We start from the raw sequence: 23,741 nt of genomic DNA, 5'->3' as shown, positions 1-23,741 counted from the left end.
GAGGCAAGATCAGTCAACGAACTCAGCGACTGCCAGTGCCCAACGAATTAAGGATGACCTATGTCTGAAGCACAAACCCTTTCCCCGCAACAACTGCAGGCCAAGCACCTGGCCGATTATCGTCCACCGGCGTTTTTGATCCCCGAACTGTCACTCTCATTTCAGCTTGAACCCAAGCAAACCCGAGTGACGGCCGTCAGCCGGGTAAAGCGCAACGGCAGTCACAATGAGCCTCTGCAGCTTGACGGTGACGAGTTGGAGCTGGAGCAGCTGTTGGTCAATGGTGAACCGGCCGACTATCGCCTCGAGCCGGGTAAACTACTGCTTGAAACCGAACTCAACGAATTTGAATTGACTCTGGTGACTCGCATCAGCCCGGCCGATAACTCGGCACTGGAAGGCCTGTACATGTCCGATGGCGCCTATTGCACTCAGTGCGAGGCGGAAGGTTTCAGGCGCATCACTTATTTTCTCGACCGTCCCGATGTGCTGGCCAAATACCAGGTACGCATCGAAGCCGACAAGGCATTTCCTTTCCTACTCTCCAACGGCAACTTGCTGGAGAAAGGGGAGATGGCCGATGGTCGTCATTTCGCCGTCTGGCAAGACCCTTTCCCTAAACCCGCTTACCTGTTTGCCTTGGTTGCCGGTGACTTTGACCTGCTGGAAGACAGCTTTACCACCCGCTCCGGCAGAGAGGTCAAACTGCAGGTGTTTGTCGACAAGGGCAACCTGCACAAGGCCGGACACGCCATGGCTTCACTTAAAAAGGCGATGGCCTGGGACGAGTCACGCTTTGATCTCGAGTACGATCTCGATATCTACATGGTGGTGGCTGTGGACTTCTTCAACATGGGCGCCATGGAAAACAAGGGCCTGAATATCTTCAACACCAAGTATGTGTTGGCGGATAAAGACACGGCGACCGATGATGACTTTCACGGTATAGAATCTGTGATTGGCCACGAATATTTCCACAACTGGACCGGCAACCGGGTAACTTGCCGCGATTGGTTCCAACTGAGCCTGAAAGAGGGCCTGACCGTATTTCGCGATCAGGAATTCAGCTCAGATCTCGGCTCCCGGGCCGTTAACCGTATTCATGCCATCAAGGTCATCAAGAACCAGCAGTTCGCCGAGGATTCTGGCCCGATGTCGCATCCTATTCGCCCCGAAAGCGTGATAGAGATGAATAATTTCTACACAGTCACTGTTTACAACAAGGGCGCCGAAGTGATCCGCATGATGCACACCCTGCTGGGTGAGCAGGCCTTCCAGGCAGGGATGAAGCTCTATTTCGAGCGCCACGACGGCCAGGCGGTTACCTGTGACGACTTTGTCGCTGCTATGGAAGATGCCTCAGGTAAAGATCTGACTCAATTCCGCCTTTGGTATAGCCAGGCGGGCACCCCTCAGGTGACAGTGACCGATGAGTATGATGCAAGCACAGAGACTTACCGCCTGCACCTCAAGCAGTTCACCCCAGTGCGTGCCGGTGAAGCGGCCAAGGCACCATTGCATATTCCGTTCAGCCTGGAACTGCTGGGCAATGACGGCAACGCCTTGGTCAACCGGGTGTTTGATTTTACCCAGGCCGAGCAGACTCTGGAGTTCAAGGATATCAGTGTCTGTCCGATCCCTTCGCTGTTGCAGGACTTTTCGGCGCCGGTGAAGCTCAAGTATGACTACAGCACAGTGCAACTGCTCTGCTTACTGCGCCATGCCAGCAGTGAAGTGGCCCGCTGGGAAGCGGCGATGAGCCTCTTCAGCCGCGCCGTGTGGGCCAACGTTGCCTTGCTCGAACAGGGGCAGGGGATGCATCTGGATCCTCGGGTTGTCGACGGCTTCAGAGGTGTGATGCTGGATGAAGCTTTGGATAAGGGCCTTGCGGCCGAAATTCTCAAGCTGCTTTCAGTGTCTTCCTTGATTGAGCAGGCCGATAAGGTTGAATTGGATGCCCTGTTGCTGGCGCGCGACTTTGTGATTGAAGCCATCGCCACTGGCTGTGAAGATGAGCTGCTGGCCCGTTATCGTCAATTGCTGCCGCTGGATGAGGCCGCCGCCCGCAGTTTGAAAAACACCCTGCTTTGGCTGCTGGCCAAAGTCTCTGATGAGCATGAGTCTTTGATTGAACAGCAGTTTGCATCGGCCTCAGGTATGACAGATGCGCTGGGCGCGCTGCTTGCCGCCAACGATGCCGATTGTGATTGCCGCGATGCCCTGATGCAGGCATTTGAGCAGCGCTGGAACCAGACTCCTCTGGTGATGGACAAGTGGTTCAGCCTGCAGGCGATGGCGACAGATGATGAGGTGATCGCCAGACTCGAGACCCTGTTGCAACATCCGGCTTTCAGTCTGAATAATCCCAACCGGGTTCGTTCCCTGGTGGGCAGTTTTGCCGCGGCCAATGTGCGCCAATTCCACCGCCAGGACGGCAAGGGATATGCTTTCCTTACCGCCATGCTCAAACAGCTCAATCGCCTCAACCCGCAAGTGGCAGCACGGATCATTACTCCGCTGATCCAGTTTGCCAAGTTTGATGCCGGGCGCCAGGCCAAAATGAAGGCTTGCCTGCAGGAGTTGTTGGCTATGCCTGAGCTGTCACGGGATCTTTATGAGAAGGTCAGCCGCGCACTGGAAGACTGAGCTTAAAGATGGAATTTTACTTTCGCCTCAATCTGAGTTATCAGGACTTTTTACCTTACTATCAAGGTATTGCTGAAAATGTTGAGGTCAGGGAAAAGGGTGGCAAGATCCTCTGGATCAACGGCCGTCGTCTACGTCCTTTTCTGACCGCCGATGGTATTCACGGTGAATTCCATCTCAGATTGGACCGGGATGGAAAGTTCATTTCCCTGAAACAACTTTAGAGTAATTACTTAAAACGGTCGACTAAATCAGTCGGCCGTTTTTTACAGCTGTAACAAAGGTTAATTCATTGAAATTAATTGGGTTATAGCTGTTAACCTTCACTGTCGTTTGCATACTCAACAAAAATTTAAATCCCTGCGCCTTTCCTGAATGACGGATCCGTCTTAAGTCCTCAAATCTGCACAATAAATTTCTCAGTATCCGCCTTGCTCATCAGCATTAATTGCTGTAACAATGGTGTTACCTGTGAGCTAACAAGATGTTGGTTGAGACTCCTATAACAATTAATCCAGCAGGTTACGGAGAAGCGATAAATGAAAACAGTGATAAACCGTTTTAACAAGTCGGCGCTCGCTTTGGGGGTGGCGTCGGCACTGAGTTTAGGGATGATCCCCAGTGTCGAAGCGGTGTCTTTCAAATGGGGCGATGTGGATGGCTCCTTTGATTCGACCTGGACCTTGGGCGCCAGTTGGCGCGTGGAAGGACGTGACTGGGATGGTCAGATAGGTAAGGTTAACCATCCCAGATTCGACTGGAGTGGCTATTCCGCTTTTACTGATACCAAGTACACGGCTGCCGAGATCTGGGCGCAGCCCGGTTCCTATTCCAGCAACAATGACTTGAGTAATCTCCTCTATTCCAAGGGTGATACCACCTCGGAAATCTTCAAGGGGCTGCATGAACTGTCGCTCAAGTATGAGAATTTCGGTATTTTCGCCCGCGGCATGTATTTCTATGATCGTAAGCTGAACGACAGAATTTACGATTTCAATGATCCTCTGACCGGCAACCGCTACGACCCTTGTGCCGACAAGCGCGCCGAGGAAGTGCAGTGTAAGGACATCCGTCTGCTGGATGCCTTCGTCTATGCCAACTTTGATTTCAATGATGGTGCCAATCCACTGACTATCCGTGTGGGTAATCAGGTGGTGTCATGGGGGGAAAGCACGCTGATTTCCCATGGTATTGCGGTGATCAACCCGGTTGATTTGAACATACTCAACGCGCCGGGCGCAGAATTGAAGGAAGCCTTCAGGCCACAGGGTATGGTGTGGGCCTCTTTTGGGGTGACCGAAAACCTGTCGCTGGAAGCTTTCTATCAGTATGACTGGGAGCCTATCTGGGTTCCGACTCCCGGGTCGATTTTCGGCACCAACGACTTTGTCGGTTACGGTGGTTACAACCAAAACGCTCAGCTTGGCTTCAACGCCAACCCGGATATCAATCTCGACTTCCTGACCCAGGAATATAACCGTCTGTCCAACATGATAGCCTCCGGACAGAATATTCCGACCGAGCAGTTGGTGCAGATGGCACTGGCTTATCCCACCAAGGTGACATTGGTGGAAGATGAAGCCGCTCCCAGCGATTCCGGTCAGTACGGTATCAAACTGGGTTATTACGCTCCGGAGCTGGGTGAAACCGAGTTTGGCTTGTACTACATGAACTACCACAGTCGCCGCCCACTCATCAGTGGTACCACGGCGGACTTCAGTACAGGCGCGCTGCTGTCAGATATGGCTGTGCTTGGGCAAAACGCCGGCAATATTAACCGTGAAGTGCTGCTGAGCCTGGACAGCTTCTCCAAGGCCCAGGTGGTTTATCCTGAAGATATCAAGCTCTATGGCTTTAGCTTCAACACCTTGCTTGGCGATACCTCTGTAGCCGGTGAAATCGCACACCGCCAGGATGAGCCACTGCAGATTGATGATGTGGAACTGCTATTTGCCGCTATGCCACAACAGCTTGCCAACGCAGGGCTGAGGCCGGATCTTGATGGTTTGTCCCAGTACACTTCCTATGTCAAGGATGTCGGTCCAGGTGAATACGCCGAAGGTTATATTCGTCTCGATACCACTCAAGCGCAGATGACCTTTACCCACTTGTTCGGTCCCACTTTGGGGACTGATAACCTGACCATGCTCGCCGAAGTCGGTGGGGTATGGATCCACGATATGCCAAGTTTTGATGAACTCAGGCTCAATGGCCCAGGCACGGGTCGCAGCGGCGGCAATCCGGATATGCCTGGCATCATAGAGGCGTTGCACAATGGCCCTGAAACCAATCCGTTCCCGACAGATTTCGCCTGGGGTTACCGGATTGTCGCCAAGGCCGATTTCAACAACGTGTTCTCCGGCATCAATATGTCACCTCGAGTGATTTTCTCCCATGACGTTGAGGGTATCACCCCGGATCCTATGTTCCTGTTTACCGAAGGTCGCAAGTCCGTGGCGCTGGGACTCAGTTTTGACTACCAGAGCCGCTGGGGCGCGGATCTTTCCTATAACAGTTTCTTCGGTGGGGTAGGCACAACCAACGCGATGGCCGATCGCGATTATGTGTCTTTCAACGTTAAGTTTTCGATCTGATAAGGACAATAAAATGAGAACTATAGCTATATTGTCTGCTGCTGTGATCCTGGCTTTGGGGGCCACCACAGCTGTAGAAGCCAAGATTTCCGAGGCCGATGCGGCAAAATTGGGTACCAGTCTGACTCCACTCGGGGCTGAGAAGGGCCCCAATGCCGATGGCAGTATTCCGGCTTGGGACGGCGGTATTACCACACCTCCAGCGGGCTATCAAAAGGGCATGCACCATCCTGATCCTTTCCCGGATGACAAGCCGCTGGCGACGGTTACCGCGGCCAACAAGGATCAATACAAGGAGTTTTTGACGCCTGGCCAGCTGAAAATGTTCGAAACCTATCCAGATAGTTTCAAAATGAACATCTACCAGACCCGGCGTACCGCTTCTGTGCCTCAGTTTGTCTATGATGCCACCAAGGCCAATGCTACCCGTGCAACTCTGGTAGCCGAGGGCAATGGTGTCGATGGCGCTTCCATAGGTATTCCTTTCCCTGAGCCGGCCAATGGCCTTGAAGCCATCTGGAACCATATCCTCAGATTCCGCGGTATTGATATCGAAACCGAGCGTAGCCAAGCCGCGCCTACCGCCAGCGGCGATTATACTCTGGTGGAAATGGCCGAAGAGATACGTTTCGAATATTCACGCCCGGATGCCAGTCTCGAAGAGTTGAAAAAGAACAATATCTTGTTTGAATTCAAACAGGTAGTTACCCAGCCAGCGCGTCTTGCCGGTACCGCGCTATTGGTGAAGGAAACCATGGATCAGGAAAAGGAACCCCGCCAAGCCTGGACTTACAACACAGGGCAGCGCCGGGTGAGAAAGGCGCCCAACGTGGCCTTCGACACTCCAGGTACGGTTTCCGATGGCCTGCGCACCACGGATGATTTCGATATGTTCAATGGTTCGCCTTCCCGTTACAACTGGGAACTGCTTGGCAAGAAAGAGATCTTCATTCCTTATAACGACTACCGTCTGCACTCGGATAAGGTCAAGTACAGTGAGCTACTCAAGCCAGGTCACCTGAACCCTGACTATGTGCGTTATGAAAAGCACAGAGTCTGGGTGGTCAAGGCCAGCTTGAAAGAGGGAATGCGCCACATCTACAAGACCCGGGTCTTCTATCTGGATGAGGATTCCTGGCAGGTATCAATCGCCGATCTGTACGACAACCGTGACGAGCTGTATCGGGTTGCCATGGCTCATGGCCTGAACTACTACGAGGTGCCGACTCACTGGAGTACCCTCGAGGTGTATCACGATCTGCAGTCCCGTCGCTATATCGCCATAGGTTTGGATAACGAAGGCCGTATGTATGACTTCGATGCCAAGTTGTCCGAGGCCAACTTCACCCCGGCAGCGCTGCGCCGCGAAGGGATACGTTAAGCCTGTGGCATCTGTAATGGGTGGCTGAGGTCACCCAGTTGGAAATTCCAGGGGCGCGTGCGCCCCTTTCAACCCTAAGGAAGTCTGTAATGTCGTATCGCATGCTTCAAGCAGCGGCTCTGGGCCTTGGCATACTCACATTCCAGGGCGCGATTTCGCCCCTTCACGCCGAAACGCAATCTGCAACCGGGGCTCTGACCGGCCAGCTGCAGCCTTTGGCCGTTCATTCTTTGATGTTGGATATTGCTCAGGCCGACAGCACTATGGTGGCGGTCGGTGAGCGGGGTCATATCTTAAGGCTCAGCGCCGATGCCAATCAGTGGCAACAGGTGGCGACACCGAGTCAGGCGCAGTTGACCAAGGTATTTTTTCTCGATGCCAATCATGGCTGGGCCGTGGGCCATGATGCCACCATTCTTGCCACCCAAGATGGCGGGCTCTCCTGGCTGCAACAGTTCAGTTCGCCAGAGCTTGCCCGGCCCTTGCTGGATGTTTGGTTTGCCGACTCGCAAAACGGAATAGCCGTTGGCGCCTATGGTCTATTTCTGCGCACCACAGATGGCGGTCAAAGCTGGCAGAAAGAATTTCATCCCGAGCTCTTGAGCCAAGATGATGCCGATTATCTGGCGGATCTCAAACAGCAGGATGAAGAGGCCTATCAGGCCGAGTCTGACTCTATTCTGCCCCATTTCAATCGGGTCATCGCCCTTGAAGACAAGCGCTTGCTTATGGTCGGGGAGTTGGGAATGGTAGCAATTTCCGAAGATGGCGGCCGTTTGTGGCAGCGACTGGAGTTTATTTATGACGGCTCTTTGTTCAATGCCATAGAACAGGATAAACAGCTCTATGTGTTTGGTCTGCGAGGGCATGCCTTCAGCGCACCGGAAGATATGAGTCAGTGGCAGGAGATAAAGATGCCGCTTGAATCGACCCTCAATGCGGCTGCGCCGGTCAAAGGGGGCCTGCTGCTGGTCGGCAATGGCGGCGCCGTGATTCGTTTGGATAACAACTTACACGCTGAGCTGGTGACCCAGCGCAGAGGGGAAAACTTATCGGCAGTTGCCGTTGACCCCAAGGGCCGGTTATGGATAGCCGGAACCAAAGGGCTTTTCGAACTAAAACAACAATAAAGGGCCATTATTATGTTAGACAGACTGGTCAATGGGATTGAGAGTTTTCTCTTTCGCAATCGTATCGGAGTGATACTGCTGTTTGCGCTGACCACGGTATTTCTGGGCTTTCAGGCCAGTCAGCTGAAAATGGATGCGGCATTTGTTAAAAACATTCCGCTGCATCACCCCTATATGCAGACCTACCTCAAACACCAGAAGCAGTTTGGCGGCGCCAACTCCATCATGGTGGCGGTAGAAGACAGCAGCGGTAATATTTTCAATCCGGCGTTTTTCGACACCCTGAAGAATGTGCATGATCAACTGTTCTTTATTCCCGGGGTAGAGCGCTCTCAGGTGAAATCCCTGTTTTCGCCGTCGACACGTTTTACCGAAGTGGTGGAAGACGGGTTTGCCGGAGGGCCGGTGATCCCGGCGGATTTCAGCACGACAGAAGCCGGGCTTGAGCGGGTCAGAGGCAATATCGAAAAGGCCGGCATAGTCGGCCGTCTGGTGGCAGAGGACTACAGCGCTGCCATGGTGACGGCGCAGCTGATGGACTTTGATCCGCAAACCGGCGAGCCATTGGACACTTTGGCGTTTGCTGCCCAACTGGAAGAGCAGCTCAGAGGCCAGTTTGAAAAAGACGGCATCAAGATTCACATCATAGGCTTTGCCAAGATGGCCGGTGATGTGGCAGACGGGGCCAAAGGGGTACTGCTGTTTTTCCTGATAGCCATTTTGGTCACGGCCCTGATGGTGTATCTCTTCTCCCGCTCTATGGTGTTGACCCTGCTGCCTTTGGTGTGCAGCTTGATAGCCGTGGTCTGGCAGCTTGGTCTCTTGACCGTGGTGGGCTTTGGCTTGGATCCCATGTCGATTCTGGTGCCGTTTTTGGTATTTGCCATAGGTGTCAGCCACGGGGTACAGATGATCAACGCCATCCGCAAGCGGGTCGCCGATGGTCAGAGTACCAAGGTGGCGGCGGCTTCGGCGTTTCGTAGCCTCTTGGTACCGGGCGGGGTCGCCTTGCTGTCGGATACCATAGGGTTTATGACCTTGCTGGCAATCGATATCGGCATTATTCGCGAGCTGGCTATTTCCGCATCGCTTGGGGTGGCGGTGATCATCCTGACCAACCTGGTGCTCTTGCCTCTGGTGATCTCCTTCTTCCAGATAAAGGCGGTTAAAGCGGATGCTGGCATCGAGGCCAAGACAGCGGCCTTTTGGCAAAAGCTCACCTGTTTTGCCACCCCAAAATATGCTGTGGTGGTGGTGGCTGCCACTGCGCTGCTTTATCTGGGCGGGTTGCAGCAAGCCGGCAAGATGCAAATCGGCGATCTTCAGGGCGGAGCACCGGCGCTGCATCAGGACTCCCGCTATAACCAGGACACCTTCTTTATTACCGATCATTTCTCTATCACCACAGACGTGATGAGTGTGATAGTGGAAGCCTATCCCGAGGCATGTACCTATCACTCGGCGCTGGAGAAGATTGACAGGTTCGAATGGCTGGCGCGCAACACCCCAGGGGTTGAGTTTACCGCCAGTATCGCCTCGGTGGCACGCCAGGTGAATGCCGGTTTCAACGAGGGGAGCCCCAAGTGGCAGGTATTGCCCAGGAGCCCGGCGAGCCTGGCACAGTTGGTGTCACAAATTCCTACCAGCACAGGCCTGCTGAACGGCGATTGCTCTGTGATGCCTGTTTATCTGTTTCTTAAGGATCATAAGGCGGAAACCATAGAGCAGGTGGTGAACAAGGTGAAGCTGCTGGCCGCCGAAATGGATGACGACAAGCTGAGCTTTAAACTCGCTTCCGGCCCGGTCGGGGTGATGGCGGCAACCAACGAGGCCGTGGCCGAGGCGCAGCTGCCTATGATGCTGTATGTCTATGGCGCGGTGTTTATCCTCTGCCTGATAAGTTTCCGCTCACTGAAAGCCACGGTTGCAGTGATTCTGCCTCTGTATGTGGTATCGACACTGGCGCAGGCACTGATGACTTGGCTGGATATAGGCCTGACGGTGAGCACCTTGCCGGTTATTGCCCTCGGGGTGGGTATCGGGGTGGACTATGGCATCTATATCCTGTCGACCATGGCCGTGAAACTGCGTGATGGTATGGCGGTGCAGCAGGCCTATTTCGAAGCCTTGATGGAGCGGGGCAGTGCGGTCATCTTCACCGGCCTGACCTTGGCCATTGGGGTGAGCACCTGGTTCTTCTCTGCACTTAAGTTCCAGATGGATATGGGAATTTTGCTTACCTTCATGTTTGTGGTCAACATGCTCGGGGCCATAATTATCCTGCCTGCGCTGGCGGCACTTTTCTGGCGCAAACACAGTTAGTGATGGGGGCAGGGGAAGAAGTTTCTCCTGCCCTTGCTGCATAGTTAGTCTGTTATTCCGATTACTTCTTCACCACTCCCTTCAATATCCCGTCATTGCTGGATTTGTACAGGATGTACCACTAAAATTTTGCTCGAATTATGGTGTGTTTAGTAATACACTGCGCGGCATGACCTCGGTCACAAAAAATTCAGGCCCGGGTCATTCGTCGAAGCATCCATATAATGAAAAAAGCGCTGCCATAGACGCTTAAGGAAACAGCAAAATGGCCTTGAAAGATGCAATGCCTTCAGTACTGCTTGAAAAGGTAGTCAGTTTAATCCACTCCAAAGTCCCTAAAGCACAAGCAAATCAGGTGGAACAGTTCGCCACCTGCCTCTACGCTCACATGTCCAAGGACGATCTCCTGGCCCGTAACGACAGCGATCTCTACGGTGCCGTCCTGAGTCTTTGGAATGCCCTGAACAGCACGCCTTGTGGGGAAACTCACTTAAGGGTATTTAACCCAAGCCAGGCCAAGCACGGCTGGCAATCAACCCACTCCATCATAGAAGTTGTGCAGCCCGATATGCCCTTCCTGGTGGATTCTGTGGGTATGGCCCTCAACCGTTTGGGGATCACGGCTCATATGATGTTGCATACGCCACTGGCCATTGAGCGCCAGGGCACAGACATCAAGCGAGTCAGCTTTGTTAACGACAGCAAGGAAGACAGCGACAAGGTGGCGGTATTCCTGATCGAAATCGACCGCCAAAGCAGCGACAAGGACATAAAACAACTCGAAAAAGAGATAGAGTCCGTGCTCGGTGATGTCGCCGCCGCCGTCAATGACTGGCGCGCCATGTCCGACAAGCTGGCAGAAGTGGCTGAAGAGCTGCCAAAGCGCCCATTCCCCGGTGAGAAAGCCGAACTTGAAGAAGCGACTCGCTTCCTTAACTATTTGAACAACCACCATTTTACTCTGATGGGTTATCGTCGCTACGACCTGCGAAAAGTCGAGGGTGACGTTGAGCTGGTGCCGGATATGGCAAGCAGCCTGGGCTTGATGAACAAACCCGGCAAGGCGCAGCCAGAGCACGGTTTGATGCTGTCTTCTTTCTCTGAATCGGCTCGCCGCGAAGCGCTGGACAACAGTTTGCTGATCCTGACCAAGAGCAGTGCCAAGAGCCGGGTTCACAGACCCGCCTATGTCGACTATATCGGCGTCAAACGTTTCGATGAGGCCGGTAATGTCGTCGGTGAAGACAGATTCATCGGCCTGTATGCCTCCAATCTGTACAACCGCAGCCCGAAAGAGATCCCCCTGCTGGCCGAGAAAGTCCAGCGGGTGATGGACAAGTCAGGACTGGCACCGCGCTCCCACGACTATAAAGCGTTGATGAATATTCTGGAAAACCTGCCAAGGGACGAGATTATTCAGGCAAGCGTCGAAGAGTTGTCGCACATGGCGCATGGCGTGTTGGAGATGCAGGATAGAGATAAACTCAAGCTGTTTGTCCGTAAAGACGGTTTCGGCCGCTTCCTGTCCTGTTTGGTGTATGTCTCCAAAGACAGATACAACACCCGTCTGCGTGAAGATACTCAAAGGATCTTCGCCCAAACCTTTAACAGTAATGAAGAGGTGGAGTTTACCACTTACTTCTCCGAGTCGAGCTTGGCCCGTACCCACTACATAGTTAAAGTCGACAACAACAATAATTTGGAACTCGATGTGGCTGCCATAGAAAACAATCTGATTGAAGCCGCTCGCTCATGGGAAGATAAACTTCAGAGCGCGCTCAACAATTCACTGGGTGAAGAGCAGGGTACTCGCCTGTTTAAGCGTTATCTGACCGCATTCCCGCAGAGTTACAAAGACGATGTGCTGCCGACTTCGGCAGTGGTGGATCTGCAGCAACTGGAAGCGCTGGACGATGACCATAAGCTGGGCATGTTGTTCTATCAGCCACAGGAAGCGGCGCCCGGCAGCAACAAGGTACGTTTGAAGCTGTTCCACAAGGATGAGCCTATCCATCTGTCGGATGTGCTGCCTATGCTGGAAAACTTCGGTCTCAGGGTGATCAATGAGCGTCCCTATGAAGTGAAGAGCACAGATGGTGCAACCTTCTGGATCCTCGACTTCCTGATGACAGTACAGGGTGGCGCCACTGAAAACCTGGCAGACAGCCAAGACAGATTCCAGACTGCGCTGGCTCAGGTTTGGCAGAAAAAACTGGAAGACGACGGCTTCAACCGTATGGTGCTGGCTACCGGGCTTTCCGGCCGCGAAGTGTCAGTGCTGCGCGCTTATGCCAAGTATATGCGCCAAATAGATGCGACCTTCAGTCAGGCTTACATCGAAGAAACCTTCAGCCGTTATCCGCAGATTGCCGATTCGCTGGTGAAGATGTTTATTCGTAAGTTCAATCCCAAGCTGAAGACCCGCACGCTGGATAAGTTTATTGAGCAGATCAATCTACGTCTCGATGACGTATCCAGCCTGGATGATGACCGTATCATTCGCCGCTATCTGGATCTTATCAACGCCACGTTGAGAACCAACTTCTATCAGCAAGATGCCGCCGGCCAGCCGAAGGATTATATCTCCTTCAAGTTTGCCCCCAACCAGATCCCTGAAATGCCCAAGCCGCTGCCGAAGTTTGAAATCTTCGTCTACAGCCCAAGGGTTGAAGGTGTGCATCTGCGTGGTGGTAAAGTGGCCCGTGGTGGTCTGCGCTGGTCTGATCGCCGCGAGGACTTCCGTACCGAAGTGCTGGGTCTGGTGAAGGCACAGCAGGTTAAGAACACTGTGATTGTGCCCGTAGGTGCCAAGGGTGGCTTTGTTTGTAAACAACTGCCGACCGAAGGCGGCCGTGAAGCTTTCTTCACCGAAGGTCAGGAATGCTACCGGATCTTTATCCGTGGTCTGCTGGATATCACAGACAATATCGTCAACGGTGACCTGGTTCCTCCTGTGGATGTGGTGCGTCACGATGAAGACGACCCTTACCTGGTGGTAGCCGCCGATAAGGGTACGGCGACCTTCTCTGACACCGCCAACGCCATTGCCATCGAATATGGCTTCTGGCTGGGTGATGCCTTCGCGTCCGGTGGTTCCAACGGTTATGACCACAAGAAGATGGGCATCACCGCCCGCGGCGCCTGGGAGTCGGTGAAACGTCACTTCCGCGAAGTAGGTATCGATTGCCAGACCACAGATTTCACCTGTGTGGGTATAGGTGACATGGCCGGTGACGTATTCGGTAACGGCATGCTCTTGTCTGAGCACACCCAACTGGTGGCGGCTTTCAACCACATGCATATCTTCATCGACCCAACGCCGGACTCAGCGACCAGCTTTGTCGAGCGTCAGCGTCTGTTTAATCTGCCTCGCTCCAGCTGGGAAGACTATAACAAGGAGCTGATCTCCAAAGGCGGTGGTATCTTTGCCCGTAGCGCAAAATCCATCAGTTTGACGCCGGAAATCAAGAAGATGCTGGCGACCGACAAGGATGCGATGACGCCGACTGAGCTGATCAAGTGCCTGCTGAAAATGCCGGTAGACCTGATCTGGAACGGCGGTATCGGTACTTATGTCAAAGCGGCCAGTGAAACCCATGCCGAAGTCGGTGACCGCGCCAACGACGGTTTGAGAGTCAACGGTGGCGAGCTTAAGGCCAAGATCATAGGTGAAGGCGGTAACCTGGGTTGTACTCAGCTCGGCCGTATCGAATACGCTGCCAATGGTGGCCGTATCAACACCGACTTTGTCGATAACGTGGGTGGTGTGGACTGTTCGGACAACGAAGTTAACATCAAGATTCTGCTCAACGCCCTGGTGGCCGAAGGCGAGATGACCCTCAAGCAGCGTAACCGCTTGCTGGAAGAGATGACAGATGAAGTCGCTCAGATAGTACTGCAGGACTGTAAAGATCAGACTCGCACCATCTCTGTGACTCAGGTGCGCGGCGCCGAGCAGCTCAAAGAGCAGATCCGCTTTATCAACTACCTGGAAAAAGAAGGTAAGTTGGACCGGGCACTGGAATTCCTGCCTACAGAAGAGGAGCTGTCCGAGCGTCTGGCCAGCGGTCGTGGTTTGACCCGTCCTGAGTTGTCGGTATTAGTGGCTTACGCCAAGATGGTGCTCAAGGAGCAACTGCTGACACCTGTGATCACAGATGACGCCTGGTTGAGCCAACTGCTGGTGGATTACTTCCCTGGCAAGCTGCAGCAGAAGTATGCCGACAAGATGACTCAGCATCCGCTGCGCGGTGAGATCATTGCTACCTCGCTGGCCAATGAACTGGTTAACGATATGGGGCTCAATTTCGTCCAGCGTATGCAGGATGAGACAGGCGCCTCAGTTGCCGATGCCGCCATTTGTTACACTATGGCTCGCGAAGTGTTTGGTTTGGCAGATTTAACCAAAGCCATTACTGACTTGAACGGCATAGTACCCGCGGTTGTTCAGGGCGAGATGCTGCACCAGCTGCGCCGTAACATGCGCCGTGCCTGTCGCTGGTTCCTGCGTAACCGTAGCCGCGCCATGAGCATAGAGCAGGTTGTTGCCTTCTATAAGCCGGTGTTCGACGAGCTGAAAGCCAATATCCGCTCTTATCTGGTAGCCGATGAGCTGGCGGGTATTGAAGAGGATATCGCCGCACTGGAAAAAGAAGCCGTGCCTCATGAGGTGGCCAGTCTCGTTGCCAACATGAGTACGCTGTTCTCGGCACTGGATATCGCTCAGATAGCTCAGCTGGAGTCCAAGCCGGTTTCACTGGTGGCAGAAACTTACTTCAAGTTGGGCGCCAGAATCGATCTGCACTGGTTCCTGGAGCAGATCGGTGGTCAGCCGGTGGCTAACCACTGGCAGGCACTGGCCAGAGCAGCCTTCCGTGAGGAGCTGGATTGGCAGCAAAGAGCACTGACATCGGCGGTACTGCGCAGCTGTACCGACAGCTGTGAGTCCGATGCCATTATCGAACAATGGGTCGAACTCAATCAGGGCTTGCTGGAGCGCTGGTTCCACATGCTGGCTGACTTCAAGACATCGCAAACCCATGAATTTGCGAAGTTCTCAGTAGCACTACGTGAACTGAATCTGCTGATCCTGCACTGCGAAGGGCAGAAGTAAGCTATTATAACAATAAGAGCCCTGGCAAACGCCGGGGCTTTTTTTAGGTCTAGGAGAAACCATGTTTTACAAACTCGCACAAAAAGTCATGTTTCAGATGGATCCTGAGCGCGCCCACAACTTTGCCATCAGTAGTCTCAGAACCACAGGTAACTCACCGCTGAACTGCTTTTATGCGCAGCATCTTGCCCCGGCCCCGGTCGAATTCATGGGGCTGACATTCCCTAATCCCGTCGGTTTGGCCGCCGGTATGGATAAAGACGGTGAATGTATCGATGCCTTTCATGCCATGGGATTTGGTCATATTGAAGTGGGAACTGTGACCCCAAGACCGCAACCCGGTAACGATAAACCTCGGCTTTTCCGGATTAAGCCGGCCAAGGCTATTATCAATCGCATGGGCTTTAATAATCTCGGCGTGGATAATCTGGTGGCTAATCTCAAGGCTAAAAAATCCAATGCCATGGTCGGTGTCAATATAGGTAAAAATAAAGATACACCGGTAGAGCAGGGGAAAGATGATTATCTGATCTGTATGGACAAGGTTTATGCCTATGCCGATTACATCGCGGTTAATATTTCTTCTCCCAATACACCCGGCCTGCGTACCATGCAATATGGCGAATTATTGGACGACTTGCTGGCGAGCTTAAAAATCAAACAAACAGAACTGGCAGAAAAGCATGGCAAGTATGTACCCATAGCATTAAAAATAGCGCCGGATCTAACCGAAGAAGAGATCGAAAAGATCGCCGAGTCATTATTGAAACATAAGTTTGATGGTGCCATAGCGACCAATACCACTTTGACCCGTGATGGGGTCAGTGGCCTGGCCAACTCCAACGAGACAGGTGGCCTCAGCGGTAAGCCGCTGAACAAGTTGTCGACCAAGGTGATCAAATATCTGGCGCAGTGTTTGAAAGGTGAGATCCCGATCCTGGGGGTAGGCGGTATTAATACTGCCGAGGATGCTCTGGATAAATTGGATGCAGGAGCAAGCATGGTGCAGATCTATTCCGGCTTTATCTATCAAGGGCCAAAATTAATTAAAGATATTGTTGACGCTTATAGATCCAAATAAGTTAAAAAACACTCAAAGGGATCGCAATTGCGATCCTTTTTATTTGAATCGATCGTTTTTTGATCTAAAGGATCTGTCTAAGATATTGTTATCTCAATCTAATATCTAAAACTTTTTTTGATATTGGGTAAAATATCATCTATTATTCCGTTTGTAATAAATCACAGGTCTTATTGGATTGCGTTATGTTATTAATGCCAAACAGAGATTGGCAATGGAGATATAACGATTCGTATGGTGTCCTTAGCGTATCGTTAGGTTCGGAAATGGAATTTCTGACTCCTTATAAAGCCAAGACTTTGATACCGGATGCAATGAAAGAAGCAGAATTTAGCGTCGAGCACGCCAAGTTCTATATTGACCTGCTTGATCGTCTAACCAAATCACTGTCATTGACGGATGCACAAGTGGTTCAACTGGCATTGAATGCTACCGCTGCTCACTTTATGCAAAAACCGCAGATGCCTAAGTCATGGTTCTTCGACACCAGTGCTGTCTGTGTTTACAGTGAGCCGGGAAAGATGTTTGATCTCAAATGTCGTGGAGAGCGTGTGCTGGTGATGGTGGTTGAGACCGGGCTGCAGGCTTCTTTGGTAATGATGTTGGCCAACGAATGTCGACTCAGCGATGTCAAAACCCTGACCCGCTTTGAAACCATCAAGGTGATGCACGATCGTCTGCATCCGCTCAGGGCACAGCAGCAGATAGTTGCTGCCTGACAAAGGTTGTCAGCGAGTATCAACGGGGCCTATGGCCCCGTTTTTGGTTTGTCTTCAGCCTGAGAATGTCTGGCTCAAGTGGTCAATCAAGGCCCTGAGTGCCACCGGCATATGCTCTCTTGAGCTATAGAGAGCGTAGGCCGTCATGACTCTCGGTGTCCAATCCGGCAGCAAGCATTGCAAGCTGCCATCTTTGAGTGCCTCAGCCAACAGATAATCGGGCAGTTGGGCGATACCGCTGCCGGCCTGAGCCGCCCTGAGTAGCACTGTCGCTTCATTGGCCACCAGTTGGCAGTTGACCGCTACAGATTCGTTCTGCTCTCCCTTGGAAAGATGCCAAAGATTGCGATTGAAATGGCGGTAGCCAAGGCACAGGTGTTGGCGAAGATCCCTGGGGTGCTGCGGCGCCGAATACTGTTTGAGGTATTCAGGAGAAGCCACCAGCTGCGAATTCACCTTGATAAGCGGCTTGCCAATCAACAAGGGATCTGGGCTTGAAGCAATACGGATCACCAGATCGACCCTTTCCGCCACCAGATCCACAGCGCGATCGCTCACATCCAACTCGATTTCCACCCCGGGATTAAGCCTGATAAATTGCGCGAGGCTCGCTGCCAGTCGTGCGTGTGCGAATGACATGCTACTGCTTATTCTCAGTTTGCCGGTCAATTGTCTGCGTCTCTCGCTTAGGCTGATTTCCAATGCCTCACGGGTCGAGAGTAACTGGCGACAATATGTCAGGCACTGATTCCCGGCATCTGTAAGGGTTACACTGCGAGTGGTGCGATTGAGTAATCTGGCGCCCAACCAATCCTCAAGCGTCTTGATATGGCGGGTTACCATGGCGCGCGACATCTCAAGCCTCTCGGCGGTAGCGGTAAAACTGCCACTGGCGGCCAGATCCACAAAAACTTCGGCGGCGGTTAATCTGTCCATCTGCGATTACTTGTCCGGATTATGCAACAATATTGCGCAATTTTAGCCGTATATCTGCATTAATTGAAATCATAAACTGGCCAACGTTGAAATTCACCGGAGTAAAACCATGCTTAAATCACTCGTATTGGCTGCCAGTTTAGTGTTGCCATTTTCTTTACACGCCGAATCGGACGCCCTCGACTTCAAAGTCTATAACGCCGACGGTAACAGCTTTCATGTCAACGCCACCCTGATAAGCGGTGACAAGGAAGCCATTTTGGTCGACACAGGCTTCACCCGCGCCGATGCCTTGCGACTGGCCGCCGAGGTTCTGGACAGTGGCAAACAGTTGACCACTGTATTCGTCAGCCAGGCGGATCCTGACTATTACTTCGGGGTTGCCACACTCAAGCAGTTTTTCCCTAAAGCAAAATACCTGACGACCCCGGCAGTGCATGCACAAATTTCGGCCAAGCTGGAAGACAAGTTGAGCTTTTGGATCCCCAGAATGGGTAGCAATGCCCCCCTCAAGGCGCAGCTGCCAGAGATATTTAAAGGCCGTCAATTAATGCTTGAAGGCAAGGCGATTGAGATAAAAGGTGACCAGGGAATGCTGGCTGACAGGCCATACCTCTGGGTACCTTCCAGCAAAACCATTCTCGGCAATGTGGCCGTCTCCGGGGGCTTGCACCTGTGGATGGCTGATAGTCAGAGCCAGAGTGAGCGAGCGGCCTGGAAGGCGCAGCTTGCGGAAATGGCGGCGCTTAAACCTGCCAAGGTGATCCCCGGGCACATGTTGTCTGAATCTTTTCTCGAGCAGGACAATATTGCCGCGACACTCAAGTACCTGCAGGATTTCGAACAAGCCGAAGCCGACACGCAAACCAGCGCTGAGCTTATTGACACCATGCAGCGTCTGTACCCGAATGCCGGGCTTGCTATGGCATTGGAGATAGGTGCCAAGGTCAGCAAGGGCGAGATGAAATGGTGAGGCTGCACTACTTTTTTGACCCCTTGTGCGGCTGGTGCCATGGTGCGGCGCCCCTCATTCATGCCCTGAGTGCCAGACTCCCGATAGTATTGCACGCTGGCGGCCTGATGGAGGCAACAAGAATAACGCCCGGTCTCAGGCAACATATCCTCAGCCACGACAGCAAAATTGCCAAGCTGACCGGGCAGCCCTTTGGCGACGATTACACTCAGGGTTTGCTTCAATGTCCTGACGCCGTGTTGGACTCGGGACCGGCCATTGCCGCCATCCTGCTTGCCGAAAAGGCGGTGGGGCAGGGATTGCCGCTGCTGGAGATATTGCAGCGTGGTCATTATGTTCAGGGTTTAAGGCTTGCCGAGCCTGAAGTGTTACTGCAACTGCTGATGGAGCTGCCGAGTCTCCAGGCGCTGGGGCGCGAGAAATTGGCTAGTGATCTGACGGCGGTTATGGACGCAAACTCAGCCGGGCAGATTTCGCCGCTGGCGAGCCATATCGCCCAGAGCCGGGCCATGATGGCAAAGCTCGGATTGGCAGGCTTTCCGTCGCTGGTTCTGGAAAGCGAAATCGGTGAGTGGCACCCTGTGCCTTTGAACCGCTTCTACGGCCAGACAGAGGCAATGCTGGGTTGGTTTGACTCAAGTTTTGCCAGACAGCTCTCTGGGATTGATGCCAAGAGAGATAATCCGAAAGCCGCGCCAAGCGCTCCGGCGGCTTGTATCCTGGGAGGCGGCTGCGATTAAGCTTTCCGCAAGGATTAGAGAGGGCTTAAAGGCGGTCAATGGGGCTGCAATCTTACTCTTGGCTTGAGTAAAATGAGCATCCTAAGCTTGCGCTGACAGCAGAAGGGGATGAATACCTATTGGTTGCATTCATCCCTTTCTCTTTTGCTTTGTTCGTTGGTACTGTGCCACTGCCTTATGTTGGCTTTGCTTTAACCCTATGCCGCTTTGGCCTGGGTGTGGCGTTTGGCCAGGTTGGCATGGATATCATCGAGGGACAGTTGCTGATCTTCCAGCAGTACCAAGAGGTGGTAGAGGAGATCCGAGGCTTCATTCACCAACTCTTCGCGATCATGAGTGGCCGCCGCCAGCGCGGTTTCCAATCCCTCTTCGCCCACCTTCTGGGCAATGCGCTTGGTACCGCGCTGAAACAGCGAAGCGGTGTAGCTCTCGTTGGGGTCTTCCTCCTTTCGGGAGGCTATAAGGCTTTGCAGGCGATTGATAAAGGGGTGCACTTCGCCGCAGGCCGGATTATCCCAGCAGCTGTCAGTCCCCTTGTGGCAGGTGGGGCCTATGGGGTTGGCCTGCAGCAGCAGGCTGTCGTTGTCACAGTCCACTCCTATGCTGACCAATTGCAGCAGATTGCCTGAGCTTTCGCCCTTGGTCCACAGCCGTTGTTTGCTGCGGCTGTAAAAGGTCACCAGGCCTTTGCTCAGGGTGATATCCAGGGCTTCGCGGTTCATATAACCCAGCATCAACACCTTGCCGCTGTGAAAGTCCTGTACTACGGCCGGCAGTAATCCCTGTTGTTTGTCCCAGTCCAACTGTTTGAGCCAGTCGGTATTGTTTGTCTCGGTTGTCATATCAAATACCTGTATTAGGTTGTGGGGTAATGCCACATTAGCTGCGAATGGCGACGCCGCTTTGCTTGAGAAAGGCTTTCAGCGCCTGGATCTCTATGATCCCCTTGTGAAATACGCTGGCGGCCAGGGCGGCATCGACCTTGGCCTTGGCGAAGACCTCGAGAAAGTGCGCCATGGTGCCGGCGCCGCCGGAGGCGATAAGCGGCACATCGCAGACGGCTCTCACTTTGGCAAGCTGCTCGATATCATAACCCTGGCGCACCCCATCCTGGTTCATCACATTGAGGACGATTTCGCCGCAGCCCTGACGTTGCACCTCTTCGACCCAATCCAAGGTGTGCCATTGGGTGTCGCGGGTCGCCGCTTCATCGCCGGTAAACTGTTTCACCTTATAGCTGTTATCATTGGCATCGAAGAAAGAGTCTATACCCACCACTATGCACTGGCGGCCGAATTCATCCTGCAGCCTGCGAATAAGGCTGGGATCCGACAGTGCCGGTGAATTGATGGAGATCTTGTCGGCACCGAATGCCAGCAGCTCGCGTGCCTGGGCCAGGGTCTTGATGCCACCGGCCACGCAGAAGGGTATGTCTATCTGCTGCGCCACCCGGCTGACCCAGGACTTATCCACCACCCGCGAGTGGGCGCTGGCGGTGATATCATAGAACACCAGCTCATCGGCGCCTTCGGCGGCATATCTGGCCGCCAGCGGCACGATATCGCCTATGGTTTCGTGGTTACGAAACTGCACGCCTTTGACCACCTTACCGTCCCGTACATCGAGACAAGGGACTATACGTTTTGCCAGCATGCGATCGCCTCCTCTACGCTGAATTCGCCGGTTAGCAAGGCCTTGCCGATAATCAGGCCGCTGGCGCCGGAATCCCTGACTGCGGCCACATCATCCAGACTGGCGATACCGCCGGAGGCCTGCCAGGCGATATCGGGAAAGGTCTGCGCCAATTCGCGGTACAGGGCCGTGTTGGCCCCCTTCATGGTGCCATCACGACTGATGTCGGTGACCAAGGCATGTTTAAGGCCCAAAGGGGCAAACTGGGCCACCAGAGATTCCAGGGTTTTGCCACCGCCACTCTGCCAGCCGTGAACCGCCACTATTTTCTCGCCCGCGGCATTGATATTGACATCCAGCGCCAGACAGATGGCATCAGGGCCGTATTGCTCGAGCCAGGCGCCAACCAGTTTGGGCTCACGCACCGCCAATGAACCTATCACTACCCGGGAAACCCCGGCCTTGAATAGTTCATCAAGCTGACGCTGACTGCGCACGCCGCCGCCCACTTGAAGTGGTGTATCCAGGGCGGCCGCGAGTGACGCTATCAGGCTGCTTTGGCAGCGGTCAGGGTTCTTGGCGCCGGTCAAGTCCACCAGATGCAAGAGTGAAGCGCCCTCGGCCTGATAAGCGAGCAGTTGGGCTTCAGGTTGCAGATTGAAGCGGGTCTCCTGTTGGTAATCGCCCTGAAACAGGCGCACTACCTGACCTTCTATAAGATCGATTGCCGGTATAATCATGCTGCAGCTCCGTTAAAATCATCCTGGGTCAGAGTGAGAAAGTTAGCCAGGATAAGGCTGCCGATAGCGGCGCTCTTTTCCGGGTGAAACTGCACTCCCATAAAGTTGTCTTTGGCAATGGCGGCGCTGAAACGCTCGCCGTAACAGCATTCGGCTATGGTGGCCGCGGAAGGCGCGGCGCAAAAGGAATGGACAAAATAGCAGTAGCTGCCTTCATCGATACCGGCAAAAAGCGGGTGCGCTTGGCCGTTGGCATCAAGTACGGGGCTCAGTTGATCCCAGCCCATATGTGGACTGGGCAACCCCTTGCAGTCGAGACGGCGTATAGTGCCCGGGATCAGCCCAAGACACTGGCATTCATCGGCATCCTCGCCACTTTCCTGCGAGCTGTCACACATGAGCTGCATACCGAGACACACTCCCAGTACCGGCTGTTTCAGCGCCTTGATAACAGGAATTAACTGTTTTTCAGTGAGCGCCGCCATGGCGGCTCTGGCTGTGCCCACGCCGGGAAGCACCACTCTTTCGGCGCTGCGGATAACCTCGGCATCATCACTGATACAGACGTCGGCGCCGAGGCGCTCAAAGGCGTATTTCACCGAGCTCAAGTTGGCGCAGCCGGTATCAATTATCACTGTCTTGGCAACGGCTTGGGTCATTACAACACTCCCTTACTGGAAGGCAAGGCATCGCCTTCAACCTTGATGGCCTGGCGCAGAGTGCGCCCCAGCACCTTGAACAGCGCCTCTACCTTGTGGTGGTCGTTATCGCCCTCGCAGCCAAGGTGCAGGGTGCAGCGCAGGCCGTCGGCAAAGGAGCGAAAGAAGTGCGGTACCATCTCTGTGGCCAGCTCCCCGACCTTTTCCCGCTCAAATTCGGCGTTGAACTTGAGGAAGGGACGGCCGGAAAGATCCAGCAGGCAGTCGCCACGGGCTTCATCCATGGGCAGGGAAAAGCCGAAACGGGCAATACCGCGTTTATCACCCAGCGCCTGACGCAAAGCATCGCCCAGCGCCAGCGCGGTATCTTCCACACTGTGGTGATCGTCTATCTCTAGATCGCCGTCAACCTTGACTGCCAGTTTGAAATTGCCGTGAGTGGCAATCTGATCCAGCATGTGATCGAAAAAGCCTATGCTGGTATTGATGTCGCTGTTGCCGGCGCGGTCGAGATCCACCTCGACCCGAATGTCGGTCTCTTTGGTGGTGCGCACCACAGTTGCTTGGCGACCCCGGCTCAAGAGGGCATCACAGATATCGTCCCAGTTGAGCTTTTCCCTGTCATAGCGATAGCCGGTCAAGCCCATGGCCTCGGCCAGGGCAATATCGGTTTCCCGATCACCAATAACCGCCGAGCGGGTGAAATCCACCAGGCCCTGGGTCAGAAACTCTTTTACCAACCCGAGTTTGGGTTTGCGGCAACTGCAGTTTTCATCGTTGAAGTGAGGGCAAATCAACACCTCGCTGAAGTTGACCCCCTGGCTTGAAAAAATCTGCATCATCAGATTGTGGGGCGCATCGAAGTCTTCTTTCGGGAAGGAGGGGGTGCCCAGGCCATCCTGATTGGAGACCATCACCAAGCGGTAACCGGCGCTTTGCAGTTTGAGCAGCGCCGGAATAACGCCGGGTTCAAACACCAGCTTATCCAGTCTGTCCACCTGTTTGTCGGTTTGCGGCTCTTCAATAAGGGTGCCGTCGCGGTCGATAAAGAGTATTTTCTGGCTCATTGATGTTT

17 protein-coding genes are annotated in these 23,741 nt (G+C 53.5%); 11 read left to right on the top strand and 6 right to left on the bottom strand.

Going from position 1 to position 23,741, the window contains the following annotated elements; translation table 11 throughout:
- The first annotated feature begins 60 nt into the window (after nt 1-60).
- The 9 genes from pepN to ACMHXI_RS18175 all read left to right on the top strand — a co-directional run bounded on the left by pepN (nt 61) and on the right by ACMHXI_RS18175 (nt 16,986).
- On the top strand, nt 61-2,646 hold the full coding sequence (pepN, locus tag ACMHXI_RS18215) for an aminopeptidase N (protein WP_345844307.1): 2,586 nt from the start codon (nt 61-63) through the stop codon (nt 2,644-2,646).
- 8 nt (nt 2,647-2,654) lie between these two features.
- Nucleotides 2,655-2,870 carry a DUF2835 domain-containing protein gene (locus ACMHXI_RS18210; protein WP_025011156.1) on the top strand — a complete coding sequence of 72 codons (216 nt, stop codon included), beginning with the start codon at nt 2,655-2,657 and terminating at the stop codon, nt 2,868-2,870.
- A gap of 315 nt (nt 2,871-3,185) precedes the next feature.
- Nucleotides 3,186-5,240, top strand: a complete 2,055-nt coding sequence (locus ACMHXI_RS18205) for a DUF1302 domain-containing protein (RefSeq protein WP_028781454.1) — start codon at nt 3,186-3,188, stop codon at nt 5,238-5,240.
- A gap of 13 nt (nt 5,241-5,253) precedes the next feature.
- Nucleotides 5,254-6,621, top strand: coding sequence for a DUF1329 domain-containing protein (locus ACMHXI_RS18200; RefSeq protein WP_025887720.1), 1,368 nt, complete (start codon nt 5,254-5,256; stop codon nt 6,619-6,621).
- An 89-nt stretch (nt 6,622-6,710) separates the two neighbouring features.
- Entirely contained in the window at nt 6,711-7,751 is a 1,041-nt protein-coding gene (locus ACMHXI_RS18195) for a WD40/YVTN/BNR-like repeat-containing protein (protein WP_208172404.1), read from the top strand.
- A gap of 12 nt (nt 7,752-7,763) precedes the next feature.
- Complete coding sequence (locus ACMHXI_RS18190; protein WP_413735719.1) at nt 7,764-10,073, top strand: efflux RND transporter permease subunit; 2,310 nt, start codon at nt 7,764-7,766, stop codon at nt 10,071-10,073.
- Nucleotides 10,074-10,338: 265 nt separating this feature from the next.
- Nucleotides 10,339-15,186, top strand: coding sequence for an NAD-glutamate dehydrogenase (locus tag ACMHXI_RS18185; RefSeq protein WP_044734602.1), 4,848 nt, complete (start codon nt 10,339-10,341; stop codon nt 15,184-15,186).
- A gap of 61 nt (nt 15,187-15,247) precedes the next feature.
- The gene (gene pyrD / locus ACMHXI_RS18180; RefSeq protein WP_342207004.1) at nt 15,248-16,267 is read left to right on the top strand and encodes a quinone-dependent dihydroorotate dehydrogenase; all 1,020 of its coding nucleotides are present in this window, start codon (nt 15,248-15,250) and stop codon (nt 16,265-16,267) included.
- Nucleotides 16,268-16,452: 185 nt separating this feature from the next.
- Nucleotides 16,453-16,986 (top strand): cell division protein ZapC, encoded by a 534-nt coding sequence (locus ACMHXI_RS18175; protein ID WP_025011151.1) that lies wholly within the window; start codon nt 16,453-16,455, stop codon nt 16,984-16,986.
- 54 nt (nt 16,987-17,040) lie between these two features.
- On the opposite strand, the gene ACMHXI_RS18170 is transcribed toward ACMHXI_RS18175, so the two are convergent.
- A complete protein-coding gene (locus tag ACMHXI_RS18170) occupies nt 17,041-17,922 on the bottom strand; it encodes a LysR family transcriptional regulator (RefSeq protein ID WP_062794020.1) in 882 nt (293 codons plus the stop codon).
- A gap of 109 nt (nt 17,923-18,031) precedes the next feature.
- On the opposite strand from ACMHXI_RS18170, the gene ACMHXI_RS18165 reads away from it, so the two are divergent.
- Nucleotides 18,032-18,895 carry an MBL fold metallo-hydrolase gene (locus tag ACMHXI_RS18165; protein WP_123116412.1) on the top strand — a complete coding sequence of 288 codons (864 nt, stop codon included), beginning with the start codon at nt 18,032-18,034 and terminating at the stop codon, nt 18,893-18,895.
- Nucleotides 18,889-19,635, top strand: coding sequence for a DsbA family protein (locus ACMHXI_RS18160; RefSeq protein ID WP_413735715.1), 747 nt, complete (start codon nt 18,889-18,891; stop codon nt 19,633-19,635). Before ACMHXI_RS18165 ends, ACMHXI_RS18160 begins: the two co-directional genes overlap by 7 nt.
- Before the next feature lie 197 nt (nt 19,636-19,832).
- Here the strand turns inward: ACMHXI_RS18160 and hisIE are convergent, their stop codons facing one another.
- Genes hisIE through hisB form a run of 5 tightly spaced genes read right to left on the bottom strand, consistent with a single transcriptional unit; the run spans nt 19,833 to nt 23,733 of the window.
- On the bottom strand, nt 19,833-20,477 hold the full coding sequence (hisIE, locus tag ACMHXI_RS18155; RefSeq protein WP_413735713.1) for a bifunctional phosphoribosyl-AMP cyclohydrolase/phosphoribosyl-ATP diphosphatase HisIE: 645 nt from the start codon (nt 20,475-20,477) through the stop codon (nt 19,833-19,835).
- A gap of 37 nt (nt 20,478-20,514) precedes the next feature.
- Complete coding sequence (gene hisF, locus ACMHXI_RS18150) at nt 20,515-21,288, bottom strand: imidazole glycerol phosphate synthase subunit HisF (RefSeq protein WP_101056909.1); 774 nt, start codon at nt 21,286-21,288, stop codon at nt 20,515-20,517.
- Nucleotides 21,270-22,007 (bottom strand): 1-(5-phosphoribosyl)-5-[(5-phosphoribosylamino)methylideneamino]imidazole-4-carboxamide isomerase, encoded by a 738-nt coding sequence (hisA, locus tag ACMHXI_RS18145; protein ID WP_413735711.1) that lies wholly within the window; start codon nt 22,005-22,007, stop codon nt 21,270-21,272. The genes hisF and hisA overlap by 19 nt, the downstream gene beginning before the upstream one ends.
- Nucleotides 22,004-22,666: an imidazole glycerol phosphate synthase subunit HisH gene (gene hisH / locus ACMHXI_RS18140; protein ID WP_413735709.1), complete on the bottom strand. Its 663-nt coding sequence runs from the start codon at nt 22,664-22,666 to the stop codon at nt 22,004-22,006. The genes hisA and hisH overlap by 4 nt, the downstream gene beginning before the upstream one ends.
- A complete protein-coding gene (hisB, locus tag ACMHXI_RS18135; protein ID WP_413735707.1) occupies nt 22,666-23,733 on the bottom strand; it encodes a bifunctional histidinol-phosphatase/imidazoleglycerol-phosphate dehydratase HisB in 1,068 nt (355 codons plus the stop codon). The genes hisH and hisB overlap by 1 nt, the downstream gene beginning before the upstream one ends.
- Nucleotides 23,734-23,741: the final 8 nt, after the last annotated feature.

The sequence above is a fragment of the Shewanella sp. BJSY2023SW005 genome, from assembly GCF_047314585.1.
Lineage (GTDB): Bacteria > Pseudomonadota > Gammaproteobacteria > Enterobacterales > Shewanellaceae > Shewanella > Shewanella algae.
This window is presented reverse-complemented; position numbering and strand designations above follow the sequence as displayed.